Source organism: Microtetraspora malaysiensis, from assembly GCF_050947145.1.
GTDB lineage: Bacteria > Actinomycetota > Actinomycetes > Streptosporangiales > Streptosporangiaceae > Microtetraspora_A > Microtetraspora_A malaysiensis.
On the sequence record NZ_CP191998.1, the window covers coordinates 8,724,878 to 8,739,649 of the forward strand.

Sequence of the window (14,772 nt, forward strand, 5' to 3'; positions counted from 1 at the left end):
GAGAATGGCAACCGCCCGTTTCCGACCTTTTGCCCGAATGTGAACGGGATGTTAATCCTGGCCCGGATTACGGAATCCGACCACCAGTTCGCCTCCGCCGACCCCGACCGTGATCGTCGCGCCGTCTCCGACGTCCCCCGCGATCAGCGCCCGGCCGATCCGCGTCTCCACCTCGCGCGAGATGAACCGCCGCAGCGGGCGCGCGCCGTACACGGGGTCGTAGCCCTCCTTGGCGATCAGCCGGCGGGCCTCCTCGCTCACTTCCAACGTCATCCGCCGCTCGGCCAGCCTGGCCCTGATCTCGCCGAACATCAGGTCCACGATCCGCTCGATCTCCGCCTCGGTCAGCGGCTTGAACAGCACGATGTCGTCCACCCGGTTGAGGAACTCCGGCCGGAAGTGCCGCCGCAGCGCGGCCATGACCTGGTCCCGCCCCTCGGGCTTGATCTCACCGCTCGGCGTGACCCCTTCCAGCAGGTACTCCGACCCGATGTTCGAGGTCATGATGATGACGGTGTTCCTGAAGTCGACCGTACGGCCCTGGGCGTCGGTCAGCCGGCCGTCGTCGAGCACCTGGAGCAGCGTGTTGAACACATCCGCGTGCGCCTTCTCGATCTCGTCGAAGAGCACCACCGAGTACGGCTTGCGCCGCACGGCCTCGGTGAGCTGGCCGCCCTCCTCGTAGCCGATATAGCCGGGAGGGGCGCCGACGAGCCGGCTCACGGTGTGCCGCTCCTGGTATTCGCTCATGTCGACCCGGACCATGTTGTCCTCGGTGTCGAAGAGCGCCGCCGCCAGCGCCTTGGCCAGCTCGGTCTTGCCGACGCCGGTCGGGCCGAGGAAGATGAACGACCCGATCGGGCGGCGCGGGTCCTTGATGCCCGACCTGGCGCGGATCACGGCGTCGGCGACAAGCTGGACCGCCTCATCCTGGCCGACGACCCGCTCATGCAGGATGTCGTCCAGACGGAGCAGCTTCTCCCGCTCGCCCTCCTGTAGGCGGCTGACCGGGACGCCCGTCCAGCGCGACACGATCGCCGCGATCTCGTCCTCGGTCACGACCTCGCGCAGCAGCCGGCCGCGCCCCTGCTTCGCCTCCAGCTGCTCCTCCTCGGCGGCGAGCCGCCGGGCCAGCTCCGGCATCCGTCCGTGCCGCAGTTCGGCGGCCCGGTTGAGGTCGTAGCTGCGCTCGGCGATCTCGGCGTCGCGGCGTACCGTCTCCATCTCCTCGCGCAGCGCCTGCACCTTGCGCAGCGCGTGCCGCTCGGCCTCCCACTGCGCCCGCATCGCGTCGGCCTCGGCGCGCAGGTCGACCAGCTCCCCGCGCAGGTCCTCAAGGCGGGCGCCGCTCGCGGGGTCCGTCTCCTTGGCCAGCGCCGCCTCCTCGATCTCCAGGCGCATCACCCGGCGGGTCAGCTCGTCCAGTTCGGCCGGCATCGAGTCGATCTCGGTGCGCAGCATCGCGCACGCCTCGTCCACCAGGTCGATCGCCTTGTCCGGCAGGAACCGGTCGGAGATGTAGCGGTGGCTGAGGACGACCGCGGCGACCAGCGCGTTGTCCTGGATCTTCACGCCGTGGAACACCTCAAGACGCTCGCGCAGCCCGCGCAGGATCGAGATGGCGTCCTCGACCGACGGCTCGTCCACGATCACCGGCTGGAACCTGCGCTCCAGGGCGGCGTCCTTCTCGATGTGCTTGCGGTACTCCTGCACCGTCGTCGCGCCGATCATGTGCAGCTCGCCGCGGGCGAGCATCGGCTTGAGCATGTTGCCCGCGTCCATGGCGCCCTCTGTCGCGCCCGCGCCCACGACCGTGTGCAGCTCGTCGACGAACAGCAGGATGCGCCCCTCGGCCGCCTTCACCTCGCCGAGCACGGCCTTGAGCCGTTCCTCGAACTCGCCGCGGTACTTCGCCCCGGCGATCAGGGCGCCCATGTCCAGACTGAAGATCGTCTTGTCGCGCAGCCCCTCCGGCACGTCCCCGCGGACGATCCGCTGGGCCAGGCCCTCGACGATCGCCGTCTTGCCGACCCCCGGGTCACCGACGAGCACCGGGTTGTTCTTCGTCTTCCTGGACAGGATCTGGACCACTCTGCGGATCTCGGAGTCCCGGCCGATCACCGGGTCCAGCTTGTCCGCCGCCGCGTCCGCGACCAGGTCCCTGCCGTACTTCTCCAGGGCCTCATACGCGGCCTCCGGCGTCGCGGAGGTGACCCGCTGGTGGCCCCTGACCTCGGTGAGAACCTGGAGGAACCGGTCCCGGGTGAGGCCCTCCTCGCGCAGCAGGCGGCCGGCCGCCGTCTCCGTGCCCTCGTCGATCAGCGCGAGGAGCAGGTGCTCGACCGACACGTACTCGTCCTTGAGCCGCGTGGCCTCCCGGTCGGCGACGTCCAGGACCTGGGACAGCCGCCGGGTGACGAAGACCTGCCCGGGCGTCGCGCCCGGACCGCTCACCGAGGGGCGGCGGCGCAGGTTCTCCTCCAGCTCCCCGCGCAGCCGATCCGGGTCGGCGCCGGCCCGGGTGAGCAGGCGGGGCACCAGCCCGTCGGGCTGGGCGAGCAGCGCCACCAGGAGGTGCTCGCCGTCGACCTCGGTCTGCCCGAGGCGCACCGCCACGGCCTGAGCGTCGTTCAGGGCCTCCTGGGACTTCTGGGTCAGGCGGTTCGGGTCCATCTTCAACCTCCGGTCTGACGCGAGCGGGCGCGCAGGGCGGCCTCCAGCTCGGCGACGCGGTCGAGCAGGTCGATCACCAGGCCGACCGAGGCGTAGTTGACGGCGAACCCGGCGCGCAGCCGCTGGATCCGGGCGACCACGACGAGCTGGGACGGCGCGAGGTACGGCCGGCCCGCCGCGTCGGGGACGGCGTCGAGCAGCCCGAGCGCGACGAGCCGCAGCACGAGGTCGGGGTGCATGTCGGCGGCCCGCGCGAAGGTCTCCAGATCCATCCGCGGTAGGCCGGCCGGGACGAGGGGGTAGGTCATCGGCGGCTCCTCGGGTCGAAGCGGGAGACCGAGGACAGCTCCTCGTACAGCCGCCGCTCCTCGTCGGTGAGCTCCGGCGGCACCATGATCCTGGCCTCCGCGAGCAGGTCTCCCGGCGTGCCGCGCGGGTTGGGCAGCCCCCGCCCGCGCAACCTCAGGCGGCGGCCGCTCGGCGTACCGGCCGGGACGCGCACCTTGGCCTCCCCGCCCGGCGTGTCGATCGCGACCGTCGCTCCGAGCGCCGCCTCCCACGGGGCCAGCGGAAGGACGGCGTGGATGTCCCGCCCCCGCACCTCGTAGCGGGGATGGGGCGCGATCCGCACGATGAGGAAGAGATCGCCCGAGGGCGCGCCGTCGCCGCCCCGGCCGCCCTGGCCGGCCAGCCTGATGCGCTGCCCATCGGTCACCCCGGCCGGGATGGTCACGTCCACCGTGCGGCCGGACGGCAGCGTGAGCGTCCGGCGGGCGCCCCAGTAGGCGTCCTCGACCGTGACCGCCAGCTCGGCCTCCTGGTCGGCGCCCCGGACCGGCCCCCAGCGGCGGCCGCCCCGGCGACCGGTGAAGATGCCGCCGAACAGGTCCTCGACGTCCGCTCCGGCGAAGTCGCCGCCGAAGTCCCACGCGGGCGCGCCGAACCCGGCCCCGGCCGCGCGGGCGCGGGCCCACGTCTCCGGGTCCACGTCCGGCGGCACCTGCCGGAAGTCCGGGCCGAACGCGTCGTACCGCCGGCGGGTCTCCGGGTCGGACAGCACCTGGTACGCCTCGGAGATCTCCTTGAACCGGTCCTCGGCCCCCGGGTCCTTGTTCACGTCCGGGTGGTAGGACCGGGCGAGCTTGCGGTAGGCGCGCTGGATCTCCTCCTGGCTCGCGCTCCGCGGAACGCCCAGCACCTCGTAGAAGTCGGCCGCCATCGGTCTCCCTCAGTCCGCCTTCGTGGAGACGACCACGGACGCCGGGCGCAGCAGGTGGTCCGCGTCGCCGTAGCCGGGCCGTACGACCTCGATGACCGTCCCCGGCTGCGCGTGCGGGTCGGGCACAGCGCCGACCGCCTCGTGCACGGCGGGGTCGAACTTCTGCCCGACCGCCTCCTGGCGCGGGAAGCCGAGCCGGGCCAGTACGGCGACCGCCTGGTCGCGGACCGCGCGCACGCCCTCGATGACCGCCTCGGCGTGGCCGGAACCGCCCGTGCCCGGCGGCGGGGCGAACCCGCCTCCGCCGGCGCCCTCCCGGGGAGCGTCCGCGGCCCCGGGAACCCCATGGGAGCCGCGGGCGCCGTCACCGGCGTGGCGCAGCGCGAGTTCGAGGTTGTCGAGCACGGGAAGCCACTCCGCGGCCACCCTGGCCCGCTCCTCCTGGCGCTGCCGCTCCATGTCCCTGGCCATCCGGCGGCGTACGGTGTCGAGCTCCGCGACGGCGCGCAGCCACCGGCCCTCCAGGTCGGCCACCATCTCGTCGGTCTCGCTCCGGCCCCGCTCCTCGGGGCGCGCCTCCGCCCTGGCCTCGGCGGCCGGGGGCTCCCCTCGCGTCTCGTCGGGGCCGCCGGCGCGGCCCTGCTCGCGCTCGCTCATGGTCAGTCCGACGTGGTGAACTCGGCGTCGATGACGTCGTCGCCGCCTCCGCCGCCCTCGCCAGGCGGAGGGCCCTCGCCCTGGGCGCCCGGCGCGGCGGCGGACGCACCGAGACCGTGGTAGACCTGCTGCAACTCGGCCGTGAGGGAACGCAGCCGGTCGAGCGGCACCTCCTCCTTGATCGCCTGCCGGGCGTCCACGACCAGCGTCTCGGCCCGCGCCTTCTCGTGGACGGGCACGGCCTGGCCCAGCTCGTTCAGCCGGCGTTCGACGGTGTAGGTGACGGTGTCCAGCTCGTTGCGGGCGTCGACCAGCTCGCGCAGCCGGGCGTCCTCGCCGCGGTGCCGCTCGGCGTCGGAGACCATCCGGTCCACCTCGGACTTGTCCAGGTTGGAGCTCTCGCTGATCGTGATGCGCTGCTCCTGGCTGGTGTCCTTGTCCTTGGCGGAGACATTGAGGATGCCGTTCGCGTCGATGTCGAACGTCACCTCGATCTGCGGCGTGCCGCGCGGCGCCGGGCGGATGTTCTCCAGCCGGAAGCGGCCGAGGGCGCGGTTGTCCGCCGCCCGCTCGCGCTCGCCCTGGAGCACGACCACGTCCACCGCGCCCTGGTTGTCGTCGGCCGTGCTGAACGTCTCCGTACGGCGGGCGGGGATCGTCGTATTCCGCTCGATGACCTTGGTCATCACGCCGCCGAGGGTCTCCACGCCCAGGGACAGCGGGGTGACGTCCAGGAGCAGGACGTCCTTGACCTCGCCCTTGATGATCGCCGCCTGGGCGGCCGCGCCGACGGCGACGACCTCGTCCGGGTTGACGGTCATGTTGGGGTCCTTGCCGCCGGTCATCCGGCGTACCAGGTTCTGCACGGCGGGGATGCGGGTCGAACCGCCGACCAGGATGACCTCGTCGATGTCGTCCGCGGTGAGCTTGGCATCGGTCATCGCCTGCTCGACCGGCTTGGTGCAGCGCTCCACCAGGTCGGCGGTGATCTGCTCGAACGTCGAGCGCATGAGCGTCGTGTTGAGGTGCTTGGGACCGTTCGCGTCCGCGGTGATGAACGGCAGGCTCACCGTGGTCTGGGTGACCGACGACAGCTCCACCTTGGCTTTCTCGGCCGCCTCGAACAGTCGCTGCAGGGCCTGCGGGTCCCGCCTGAGGTCGATGCCCTCCTGCCGCTGGAACTCGTCCGCGAGGTGGTCCACGATCCGGCGGTCGAAGTCGTCGCCGCCGAGGTGGGTGTCGCCGGAGGTGGCCCGGACCTCCAGCACGCCCTCGCCGATGTCCAGGATGCTCACGTCGAACGTGCCGCCGCCCAGGTCGAAGACGAGGACGGTCTCGTTCTCCTTCCGGTCCAGCCCGTACGCCAGCGCGGCCGCGGTCGGCTCGTTGATGATGCGCAGGACCTCGACGCCGGCGATCCGGCCCGCGTCCTTGGTGGCCTGCCGCTGGGCGTCGTTGAAGTACGCGGGCACGGTGATCACGGCTTCGGTGATCTTCTCGCCGAGGAACTTCCCCGCGTCCTGGATCAGCTTCCTGAGCACGAGGGCGGAGATCTCCTCGGGGGCGTACTGCTTGGTGCGCACCTGGAAGCGCACCGAGCCGCCCGGCCCCTCCACCACGTCGAAGGAGACCGCGTTCATCTCGCTGGTCACCTCGTCGTAGCGGCGGCCGATGAAGCGCTTGGCCGAGTAGATCGTGCCCTTGGGGTTCAGGATCGCCTGCCTGCGGGCGAGCTGGCCGACGAGCCGCTCCCCCTGCTCGGTGAACGCGACCACCGAGGGGGTCGTCCGTGATCCCTCCGCGTTGGGGATCACCGACGGCTGCCCGCCTTCCATCGCGGCGATCACGGAGTTCGTGGTGCCCAGATCGATGCCGACTGCCTTCGCCATGCGGTGTTCCCCCAACCTGACTGCGCGCGGGCCTTCTTTTGAGCGTCGCCCCGGCGACTGTCCGGCCACATCGTCAGATCGTGTAGTCGTGCCGGATACGGGTAGCCGTCACATCAACTGACCAGGCGAATCGCTAGACATTTCGGGGGACTTTCGATGCGGGCACGCGAACTGGCCGCCGTCGCCGAGTTGTTGGATCGGGCCGGAACCGGCGAGCGCGCCACCCTGCTGATCGACGGCGAGCCCGGCACCGGCAAGACGACGCTCCTCGCCCGGGCCGCGGAACGGGCCGCCACCCGGGGGTTCGGCCTGGCCGCGGGCGGCGCCGAGGAGCTGGACCGGCTCATCCCGCTGAACCCGCTCCTGTCCGCCTTCGACGACCTGCCGGGCGAGAGCGACCCCGCGCCGGAGCCGCTGGAAAGGCGGGTGGAACGCCTGCGGACCCACATGGAGAAGCGGATCGCCGCCGGACCGCTGCTGGTCACCCTCGACGATCTCCAGTGGGCGGACCCGGCCACGCTCATGGCGGTGCGCACACTGCACTGCCGGCTGTCGTCCCGGCCGCTCGCCTGGCTGCTCGCCCGTTCCACCGGCGGTCGCGACCACGACGCCGAGCGGCTGTTCGACCTGCTGGAACGGCAGGGAGCGCGCCGGGTGACGCTCGGCCCGCTGCCGGAGGACGCCGTCGCCCGGGTGATCGCCGACATGCTGTGCGCCCGCCCCGACCCCGGCCTGCTCGACTTCGCCTCCGGCGCGGGCGGCAACCCGTTCCTGCTCGCCGAGCTGGTGGACGGGCTGCGCGACGAGGGCGCGATCGAGATCGCGGGCGGCCGGGCCCGGCTGGTGTCCCCCGTGCTCCCCCAGCGCGTACGGGTCCTGGTGCGGCGCCGGCTGGACCGGCTGAGCCGCGAGGCCAGGCACCTGGTGGAGGCGGCGGCCGTGCTCGGCCGGTCGTTCTCCCCGGGAGACGTGGCCGAGCTGCTGGGGGTCGGCCCCGCGACGCTGCTCCCCGCGCTTGAGGAGGCGCTGGAGGCCGGGCTGCTGGCGGCGGCCGGAGACATGCTCACCTTCCGTCCCGAGCTGGTCTGGCGGGCCGTCCTCGCCGGCCTGCCCCGCCCGCTGCGGCTGGCCCTGCGCCACCAGGCCGAACGCCTCCCGGAGCCGTCCCGGCCCGCTGATCGTCTTCGCCCGGCCGCCCACGACGGCGCGGACGCCCGCGGCCGCTCCCCCCGCCTCGCCGTACGGGCCTGTCCCGCCGCCGACGAGATGATCCGCGCCGTGGCGGCGGCACGCGTGATCGAGGCGGGCGAGGGCGCGGAGCCCGCCATGGAGCATCTGGCCGACGCGGACGTCTACTCCGCGCTGGGACGCCACCCCTGGGTGCTCGCCGTCGAACCGGGCTGCGCCGCCTGGCTGGTCCGCCTCGCGCTCCGTACGGGCGACCGCGCGCGGGCCGAGCTGGTCGGCGCCGCTCTGAACCGCCTGCCCGCCGACGTGCTCGACGACGAGGTCGCGCACGCCCGCGGCCTGCTCGACGACGATCCGCGCGCGCTCGCCCTCGCCGCCGGACGGGCGGCCGACCCCTGGTCCCGCGCGTCGGCGGAGGAGGACCTCGGCGTGCTGCTGTGCCGTACCGGCGACCGGACCGCGGGGATCGAGAGCCTGAACCGCGCGCTCGCCGGGTACGAGGAGGCGGGCGCCACGCGGGACACCGCGCGGCTGCGCCACCGGCTGCGCCAGGAGGGCGTGCGTCACCGCCACTGGAGCTACGCCGACCGGCCGGCCACCGGGTGGGACAGCCTCACCGACACCGAGCACGCCGTATCCATGCTGGTCGCCCAGGGGTGGACGAACCGGCAGGTCGCGGAGCAGATGTTCATCAGCGTCCACACGGTGGCGTTCCACCTGCGGCAGATCTTCCGCAAGCTGGACATCCGCTCCCGCGTGGAGCTCACCCGCCTGGCCGTCGAGCACACCACCGGCCCGCACCCCGCCTCACGCTGAGCCGCCGGTCGTGTCGGCACCGCGGGAACGGGGCGTCAGTCCGGCAGGCCGGTACGACTCACACCGCGTCCGGCGTCGCGGGCGAGCTCGGCGAACCGCAGCGCGTTCCGCACCGCGGCGCCGCCCGGGTCGTTGTTGAAGTAGACGTACGCGTCGGGGACGTCGCCGAGCCGCTCCAGCCAGGTGCGCAACGCGCGGTCACCGTATGAGGGAAACGGCAGGGCCAGGCCCTCGTGCAGCCGGAGATAGGCCCATGGCGCGGTCCGCCAGAGCGGGCTCATCGATCGGCCGCGGCTGTCCGCCCAGCAGAGGGCGGCGCCGAACTCGCACAGCGTCTCGCGTACCCGCTCGGTCCACCAGGAGGTGTGCCGGAACTCGACCGTCACGCGGACGCTCGTGGGGAAGGCGGCCAGGCAGTGGCGGAGCCGCTCACAGTCCACCGACATCGTGGGCGGGAGCTGCACCAGGACGGGACCGAGCTTGGGCCCGAGCCCCTCCGCCACCCCGGTCAGCCGCCCCACCGGCTCCTCCGGGTCCTTCAGCCGCTTGATGTGGGTGAGGAAGCGGCTGGCCTTGACCGCCATGACGAAGTCGCCGGGGGTGCGCTCGCGCCAGGACTCGAACGTCTCGCGCGACGGCAGGCGGTAGAACGCGTTGTTGTTCTCGACCGTGGCGAACACCTCGCCGTACCGTTCGAGCCACAGCCGCTGCGGCACGCCGGTGTAGAGCAGGTCGCGCCAGTCGGCGTACTGCCAGCCCGAGGTGCCGACGAACAGGGGCATGCCGCTCCCCTACCCGCGTTCCCGCATAGATCCCCGATCGGCGGGCAGGTCGGTCGCGTATCGGCGAAATCACCGTTAAACCAGGGAGCCGACATGATCCAGGGAAAGACGATCGCCTTCCTCGTCGCCCCGGAGGGCGTCGAGCAGATCGAGTTGACCGAGCCGTGGAAGGCTGTGCAGCACGCGGGCGGCACCCCTCGGCTGATCTCCACGGACCCGGGCACGATCCAGGCCTTCCATCACCTGGACAAGGCCGAGTCGTTCCCGGTCGACGCGACGGTCGACCAGGTTTCCGCGTCCGACTTCGACGGCCTCATCCTGCCCGGCGGGGTCGCCAACCCTGACACGCTGCGGACCGAACCGAAGGCCGTCGAGTTCGTGCGGGCGTTCTTCGACCAGGGCAAGCCGGTCGCCGCCATCTGCCACGGCCCGTGGACGCTGATCGAGGCCGACGTGGTCCGCGGCCGTACGCTCACCTCCTGGCCGAGCCTGAAGACCGACCTGCGCAACGCGGGGGCCACCTGGGTGGACCAGGAGGTCCAGGTCGACTCCGACGAGAGGAACACGCTGGTCACCAGCCGTAGGCCCGACGACCTGAAGGCGTTCTGCCAGACCGTGCTCGACGCCTTCGGCGGCTGAAAGGGCTGAGAACGCGATCGGCGCGACGTGCCGGACACCGACAGCGGTCGAACCAGCGCGCGACGGGCTCGCGGCGTCCGATCAGGAGCCCCAGACCAAGGCGTTGATATCGGATTATATTGGTCACTTAAAGTAACCATTCAATTACGGACGCTCAAAATTCGGCATTCCAAGCAGGCTGCCACTTCTACCTTCTCGCCATGCCCTCCGTCCAACATGAAGCGATCGTGCGCCTGTTCCACGAGCGTCCCCAGCTGGCGGCCGAACTCCTGGCCGAAAGCCTGGACGTTCCGCTCCCCCGTTACGATCACGCGGCGGTCGAAACAGGAGACCTCACCGCGGTTACCCCCGCCGAGCTGCGAGCCGACGCGCGGCGCTACCCGACAAGATCTGGGAGCACCTGGAGGATCTCATGCAGACCGAAACCCGTGAATTCCTCAGCGACTGGGCCCGCGACAACGTGGCCAAAGGCGAGGCGAAAGGCAGGGCCGATTCGATCTTCACGGTGCTCTCCGCGCGTGGCCTCGACGTGCCCGACGACGTCCGTACGGCCATCAGCGAGTGCTCCGACCTCGAACGGCTCGACGCCTGGGTCCAGGCAGCCATCACCGCGCAATCGGCCCGCGACCTGCTGGACATCTAAAACCCGTCGAGCACGACACGACGAACCGAGGTGTGATTCGCGGCATATGACCGCGTTCTTGATCGGATATCGCTTCCCGCACACAGTCGCCTCTGCCATGCTTTCCGCATCGATCGCGATCGATCGCGGAGAAAGACACAGATGACTGCTTCTTCCGGCAACGCGCTGCCGAACCGCGGGGCCGAGGTGTTCACACTTGGTGAGGTTCTGGGCGTCATGTCGGCCGACCGGCTCCGGCACGACGGCACCGCCCGGCTCGACCTTGAGGGGCCCGAGCTGACCATGGCGGTCGGGCTGGCGAGGCTGGGCCATTCCGTCGGCTGGCTGGGCAGAGTCAGCTCCGACGAGCTGGGCGCCCGGGCGCTGACCGCGCTGCGCGGGGAGGGCGTGGACGTCTCCGCCGTCCGGGTCGACGAGACCGCCTCCACCGGCCTGGTCGTACGGCAACGCCGGATCGGGCGGTCCATGCACGCCGTCTACTACCGCGCGGGGTCGGCGGGGTCGCGGCTCTCCACCGGCGACGTGCCGGCCGAGCCCGTGCAGTCGGCGCGGATCCTGCACGTCACCGGCATCACCCTCGCGCTGAGCGGGTTCTCCTGGAGCGCGGTCCACCACGCGGTCAAGCTGGCCAGGGACGCGGGAGTCACGATCTCCGTGGATGTCGACCACCGGCCGTACCTCTGGGAGAGCCTGGACGAGGCACGGCAGGGCCTGACCGAACTGGCCGCGTCCGCCGACATTCTTTTCGCCAACCAGGACGAGCTGGGCCTCGTCGAATCGGTGATCGGCCAGATCCCTGAGCTCGTCGTCACCCGGGGCTCCAAGGGGGCGAGCGCGACGGTGGACGGGCTGCGTTACGACACCCAGGCCGCCCCGGTCACGACCGTGGACGCGACCGAGGTCGGCGGCGCCTTCGTGGCGGGCTATCTCAGCGCGCTGCTCGACGAGCTGCACCCGGCCGACCGGCTCAAACGGGGCATCTCCGTGGCCGCCTTCGCCGTGGCGAGCCCCAGTTCGTGGCAGGGTCTGCCCACCCGCGGCGAGCTGCCACCGTGACACCGGCCTGATCCGACGGCTCTTTTCCGACGGCCTCCACCGGAGGCCGCCTGACGCCGGGGCCCGTCCGAATTCCTTTCCCGGTTTACGTGGAGAGACCCCGTGCCAGCGGTCGATCCCGACGCCCGATGCCGCCCTCGACCGGTGGCCGCATGCCCCACCGGGCAACCACGCCTCAGATGTCACACAGGACTGCTTGATTTCCGTAACGTCCGGCCCGCACAATCGGATCAATGGTCTGAACGCAGACCAAAGGAGCGGGCCCATGCCAGACCTCGTCCGGGACGCGCTGGGGCTCGTCACCGGTCAGGTCGGCCGTCCGGTCACGCACCCGACGGTCGAGGGCGGTCTTCACCACCCCGTCGCACGGGACACCGTCCCGATCGCCCGGCCGCCGCGTCCACGACCCGCCGCCGCCCGACTTCGACCTCGCCGCCGAGACCACCCCCGCATCCCCACAAAGACATACATGCGGGACGTACGGGACCTCGGCGACGGCCGGACACCCCCCACCGGTTAACGGCCGGACACCCCCCACCGGTTAGAGGAGGCCACATGGCGCAAGCCCTCGACGACGACGCCCGACGACTCGCCGAACTCGGTTACAAGCAGGAACTCGCGCGCACCTGGAGCGGGTTCTCCAACTTCGCCATCTCTTTCTCCATCATCTCGATCCTGGCCGGCTGCTTCACGACGTTCAGTCAGGCGTGGAACAACGGCGGACCGCTCGCGATCTCGGTCGGCTGGCCGCTGATCTCGGCGTTCATCCTGATCATCGGGTTCTGCCTGGCCGAACTGGTCTCGGCCTATCCCACGGCGGGCGGCATCTACTGGTGGGCGACCAAGCTGGGGCGGCCGATCCACGGCTGGTTCACCGGCTGGCTCAACCTGATCGGCCTGATCGCGGTGACCGCCAGCGTCGACTACGGCTGTGCCACGTTCCTCAACATCACCATCGGCCGGTTCAGCGACAGTTGGGCACGCGGTGACGCGCTGCGCCAGACGTTCCTGCTGTTCGCGATCGTGCTGGTGCTGCACGCGCTGATCAACATCTTCAGCCACCGGCTGATCTCGATCCTGCAGAACGTCTCGGTGTGGTGGCACGTGTTCGGCGCGGCGGCGGTCGTGCTCATCCTGATCTTCGGGCCGTCGGAGCACCAGAGCGTCGGCTTCCTGTTCGAGCGCTTCAACAACTCCGGGTTCGGCTCTGGCGACTCCGGCCCCACGTTCTGGCTTTACGTCCTGCCACTCGGATTCCTGCTCACGCAGTACACGATCACCGGCTTCGACGCCTGCGCGCACGTCTCCGAGGAGACCCACGGCGCGGCCAGGACGGCGGCGCAGGGCCTGTGGAAATCCATCTTCTACTCGGCGATCGGCGGCTGGATCCTGCTGCTGTCGTTCCTGTTCGCGGCGACGGACGTGGCCGCCGTCAACAACGAAGGCGGGTTCGTCGGCGCCATCTTCACCTCGTCGCTCTCGTCCACACTGGCCACGGTGATCTTCGGGATCTCCACGATCGGGCAGTTCTTCTGCGGCATGAGCTGCGTGACCTCCATGTCCCGCATGGCGTACGCGTTCTCCCGTGACGGCGCGGTCCCCGGCTGGCGGCTCTGGGCGCGGGTGGATCGCAACCGGACGCCGGTCAACGCGATCATCGGCGGCTGCGCGGTCGCGCTGCTGATCACGCTGCCCGCGCTGTACGCCCCGGAGGGGACGGCCACGCCGGTCGCGTTCCTGGCCGTGGTCTCCATCGCGGTGATCGGCCTCTACCTGGCCTTCCTCATCCCCATCTGGCTCCGGCTGCGCGCCGGTGACGCCTTCCAGCCCGGCCCGTGGACGCTGGGACGCAAGTACAAGGTCCTCGGCTGGATCTCCGTCATCGAGATCGCGGTGATCTCGGTGTACTTCGTGCTGCCGATCGCGCCCGAGGGCGTGCCGGGCAACAAGGATTTCACCTGGACGTCCGTGAACTACGCCCCGATCGCGGTGGGCGCCGTGCTGCTGGGCATCGGCCTGTGGTGGACCCTCTCGGCGCGCAAGTGGTTCACCGGCCCCCGCCGCACCGTCGACGAGTTGGACGAGCCCAAGCCGGTCGCCTGACCGTCCACAGGCTCCCCCCGTACGGTCCACAGCCCTCCGGCGTGGGCCGTACGGGCTGTGGAAAATGCGCTGCCGCCCTGTGGATATGCCTGTGGACATGTGCCCGAACCCTGTGGACAACGTAGAGACGCCGGGCGTTCAGGCTCCCGGCCATCGGCCACCGGAACGCCCGCGCCTCCGCACGGTCACGCGACCCACGACGGGACGATCTGGGCCAGCCGGGCCGGGGCGGTCAGCACGCTGATCGCGGTGACGGCGCCGTCCTCGACCGTGAAGGCCAGGACCACGACCGGTCGTCCGCCAACGGTGATGAGAGCGCCCGGGACGCCGTCCACGAGCGCAGGATGCGCCACCCCGTCCCGACGTGCGAACGTCGTCGCCTGGGTCGCGACCTCGCCCGCGCCGCGGATGACGACGGTGCCCCACGGCCCCTGTGCCCGCAGCTCGACCTCGGGGGCGAGCGTGGCCAGCAGTCCGGCGATGTCGCCCCTGCCGACCGCCGCCAGGAACGCGTCGACGACGTCCCGGGCCGCAGCGTTGGCATCGGCCGTGGGCGCGCCCAGCCGCAGCCGCCCCCTGGCCCGGCTGGCGAGCATCTTGGTGGCCGCGGTGCTCCGGCCGAGGATGGCCGCGATCGCGTCGAACGGGACCTCGAAGACGTCGTGGAGCACGAACGACACCCGTTCCGCCGGGGTGAGAGCGTCCATGACGACGTACAACGCGAGGCCGACGGAGTCGGCGAGCACGGCCTCCGCCTCGGGATCGGTCCGGGAGTCCCCGGCCGCCTCCCGTGCGAGTGCGCCGATGTCGAGCTCGAGCGGCTGCTCGCCCCGCACTCCGCGTCTGCGGAGCGCGTCCAGGCAGATCCGGCTGGTCACCGTGGTGAGCCAGCCGCGCAGGTCCTCGATGTCACCGCGACCGGTCCGCGCAAGCCGCAGCCACGCCTCCTGGACGGCGTCGTCCGCGTCGGCGTGCGAGCCGAGTATGCGGAACGCGATCGCATGGAGATAGGAGCGCTGGGCCTCGAACTCCGCGGCGAGCTCTTCCTCTTCGGTCACGGTTCTCCTCGGTGTACGGCGGTGTCACTACCACGACGCGTCGCGCCCC

The 14,772-nt window shown here is 71.4% G+C and carries 13 protein-coding genes; 6 read left to right on the plus strand and 7 right to left on the minus strand.

All coding sequences use genetic code 11. From position 1 onward, the window contains the following. Window positions 1-51: 51 nt before the first annotated feature. From clpB to dnaK, 5 genes are read right to left on the minus strand one after another with little or no spacing between them, the layout of a single operon-like run. Complete coding sequence (gene clpB, locus ACQP1V_RS40675; protein ID WP_433416651.1) at window positions 52-2,673, minus strand: ATP-dependent chaperone ClpB; 2,622 nt, start codon at window positions 2,671-2,673, stop codon at window positions 52-54. Window positions 2,674-2,675: 2 nt separating this feature from the next. Next, on the minus strand, window positions 2,676-2,981 hold the full coding sequence (locus ACQP1V_RS40680) for a chaperone modulator CbpM (RefSeq protein WP_433416654.1): 306 nt from the start codon (window positions 2,979-2,981) through the stop codon (window positions 2,676-2,678). After that, on the minus strand, window positions 2,978-3,892 hold the full coding sequence (locus ACQP1V_RS40685) for a DnaJ C-terminal domain-containing protein (RefSeq protein WP_433416657.1): 915 nt from the start codon (window positions 3,890-3,892) through the stop codon (window positions 2,978-2,980). Before ACQP1V_RS40685 ends, ACQP1V_RS40680 begins: the two co-directional genes overlap by 4 nt. A gap of 9 nt (window positions 3,893-3,901) precedes the next feature. Beyond that, window positions 3,902-4,549 carry a nucleotide exchange factor GrpE gene (locus tag ACQP1V_RS40690; RefSeq protein ID WP_433416660.1) on the minus strand — a complete coding sequence of 216 codons (648 nt, stop codon included), beginning with the start codon at window positions 4,547-4,549 and terminating at the stop codon, window positions 3,902-3,904. 2 nt (window positions 4,550-4,551) lie between these two features. Then, a complete protein-coding gene (gene dnaK, locus ACQP1V_RS40695; RefSeq protein ID WP_433416663.1) occupies window positions 4,552-6,438 on the minus strand; it encodes a molecular chaperone DnaK in 1,887 nt (628 codons plus the stop codon). A 156-nt stretch (window positions 6,439-6,594) separates the two neighbouring features. Here dnaK and ACQP1V_RS40700 point away from each other — a divergent pair, with 156 nt between their 5' ends. Beyond that, the gene (locus tag ACQP1V_RS40700; protein ID WP_433416666.1) at window positions 6,595-8,442 is read left to right on the plus strand and encodes an AAA family ATPase; all 1,848 of its coding nucleotides are present in this window, start codon (window positions 6,595-6,597) and stop codon (window positions 8,440-8,442) included. Window positions 8,443-8,477: 35 nt separating this feature from the next. Here ACQP1V_RS40700 and ACQP1V_RS40705 read toward each other — a convergent pair whose 3' ends face one another. Then, the gene (locus ACQP1V_RS40705; RefSeq protein ID WP_433416668.1) at window positions 8,478-9,224 is read right to left on the minus strand and encodes a DUF72 domain-containing protein; all 747 of its coding nucleotides are present in this window, start codon (window positions 9,222-9,224) and stop codon (window positions 8,478-8,480) included. Between the two features lie 93 nt (window positions 9,225-9,317). Between ACQP1V_RS40705 and ACQP1V_RS40710 the strand changes: the two genes are divergently transcribed. The 5 genes from ACQP1V_RS40710 to ACQP1V_RS40730 all read left to right on the plus strand — a co-directional run bounded on the left by ACQP1V_RS40710 (window position 9,318) and on the right by ACQP1V_RS40730 (window position 13,665). Further along, window positions 9,318-9,863 carry a type 1 glutamine amidotransferase domain-containing protein gene (locus tag ACQP1V_RS40710; RefSeq protein ID WP_433416671.1) on the plus strand — a complete coding sequence of 182 codons (546 nt, stop codon included), beginning with the start codon at window positions 9,318-9,320 and terminating at the stop codon, window positions 9,861-9,863. 412 nt (window positions 9,864-10,275) lie between these two features. Beyond that, complete coding sequence (locus ACQP1V_RS40715) at window positions 10,276-10,506, plus strand: hypothetical protein (RefSeq protein ID WP_433416674.1); 231 nt, start codon at window positions 10,276-10,278, stop codon at window positions 10,504-10,506. 141 nt (window positions 10,507-10,647) lie between these two features. Then, window positions 10,648-11,562 (plus strand): sugar kinase, encoded by a 915-nt coding sequence (locus tag ACQP1V_RS40720; RefSeq protein ID WP_433416677.1) that lies wholly within the window; start codon window positions 10,648-10,650, stop codon window positions 11,560-11,562. Window positions 11,563-11,827: 265 nt separating this feature from the next. Next, the gene (locus ACQP1V_RS40725) at window positions 11,828-12,082 is read left to right on the plus strand and encodes a hypothetical protein (RefSeq protein ID WP_433416680.1); all 255 of its coding nucleotides are present in this window, start codon (window positions 11,828-11,830) and stop codon (window positions 12,080-12,082) included. Between the two features lie 35 nt (window positions 12,083-12,117). After that, complete coding sequence (locus tag ACQP1V_RS40730) at window positions 12,118-13,665, plus strand: amino acid permease (protein WP_433416683.1); 1,548 nt, start codon at window positions 12,118-12,120, stop codon at window positions 13,663-13,665. A gap of 185 nt (window positions 13,666-13,850) precedes the next feature. Here ACQP1V_RS40730 and ACQP1V_RS40735 read toward each other — a convergent pair whose 3' ends face one another. Continuing rightward, window positions 13,851-14,723, minus strand: coding sequence for a sigma-70 family RNA polymerase sigma factor (locus ACQP1V_RS40735; RefSeq protein ID WP_433416685.1), 873 nt, complete (start codon window positions 14,721-14,723; stop codon window positions 13,851-13,853). Window positions 14,724-14,772: the final 49 nt, after the last annotated feature.

Coding starts and splice junctions, on each gene's coding strand:
- ACQP1V_RS40720 (WP_433416677.1), top strand. CDS start 10,648: ATGACTGCTTCTTCCGGCAACGCGCTGCCGAACCGCGGGGCCGAGGTG.
- ACQP1V_RS40680 (WP_433416654.1), bottom strand. CDS start 2,981: ATGACCTACCCCCTCGTCCCGGCCGGCCTACCGCGGATGGATCTGGAG.
- ACQP1V_RS40705 (WP_433416668.1), bottom strand. CDS start 9,224: ATGCCCCTGTTCGTCGGCACCTCGGGCTGGCAGTACGCCGACTGGCGC.
- ACQP1V_RS40700 (WP_433416666.1), top strand. CDS start 6,595: ATGCGGGCACGCGAACTGGCCGCCGTCGCCGAGTTGTTGGATCGGGCC.
- ACQP1V_RS40730 (WP_433416683.1), top strand. CDS start 12,118: ATGGCGCAAGCCCTCGACGACGACGCCCGACGACTCGCCGAACTCGGT.
- dnaK (WP_433416663.1), bottom strand. CDS start 6,438: ATGGCGAAGGCAGTCGGCATCGATCTGGGCACCACGAACTCCGTGATC.
- ACQP1V_RS40715 (WP_433416674.1), top strand. CDS start 10,276: ATGCAGACCGAAACCCGTGAATTCCTCAGCGACTGGGCCCGCGACAAC.
- ACQP1V_RS40710 (WP_433416671.1), top strand. CDS start 9,318: ATGATCCAGGGAAAGACGATCGCCTTCCTCGTCGCCCCGGAGGGCGTC.
- ACQP1V_RS40725 (WP_433416680.1), top strand. CDS start 11,828: ATGCCAGACCTCGTCCGGGACGCGCTGGGGCTCGTCACCGGTCAGGTC.
- ACQP1V_RS40685 (WP_433416657.1), bottom strand. CDS start 3,892: ATGGCGGCCGACTTCTACGAGGTGCTGGGCGTTCCGCGGAGCGCGAGC.
- ACQP1V_RS40690 (WP_433416660.1), bottom strand. CDS start 4,549: ATGAGCGAGCGCGAGCAGGGCCGCGCCGGCGGCCCCGACGAGACGCGA.
- clpB (WP_433416651.1), bottom strand. CDS start 2,673: ATGGACCCGAACCGCCTGACCCAGAAGTCCCAGGAGGCCCTGAACGAC.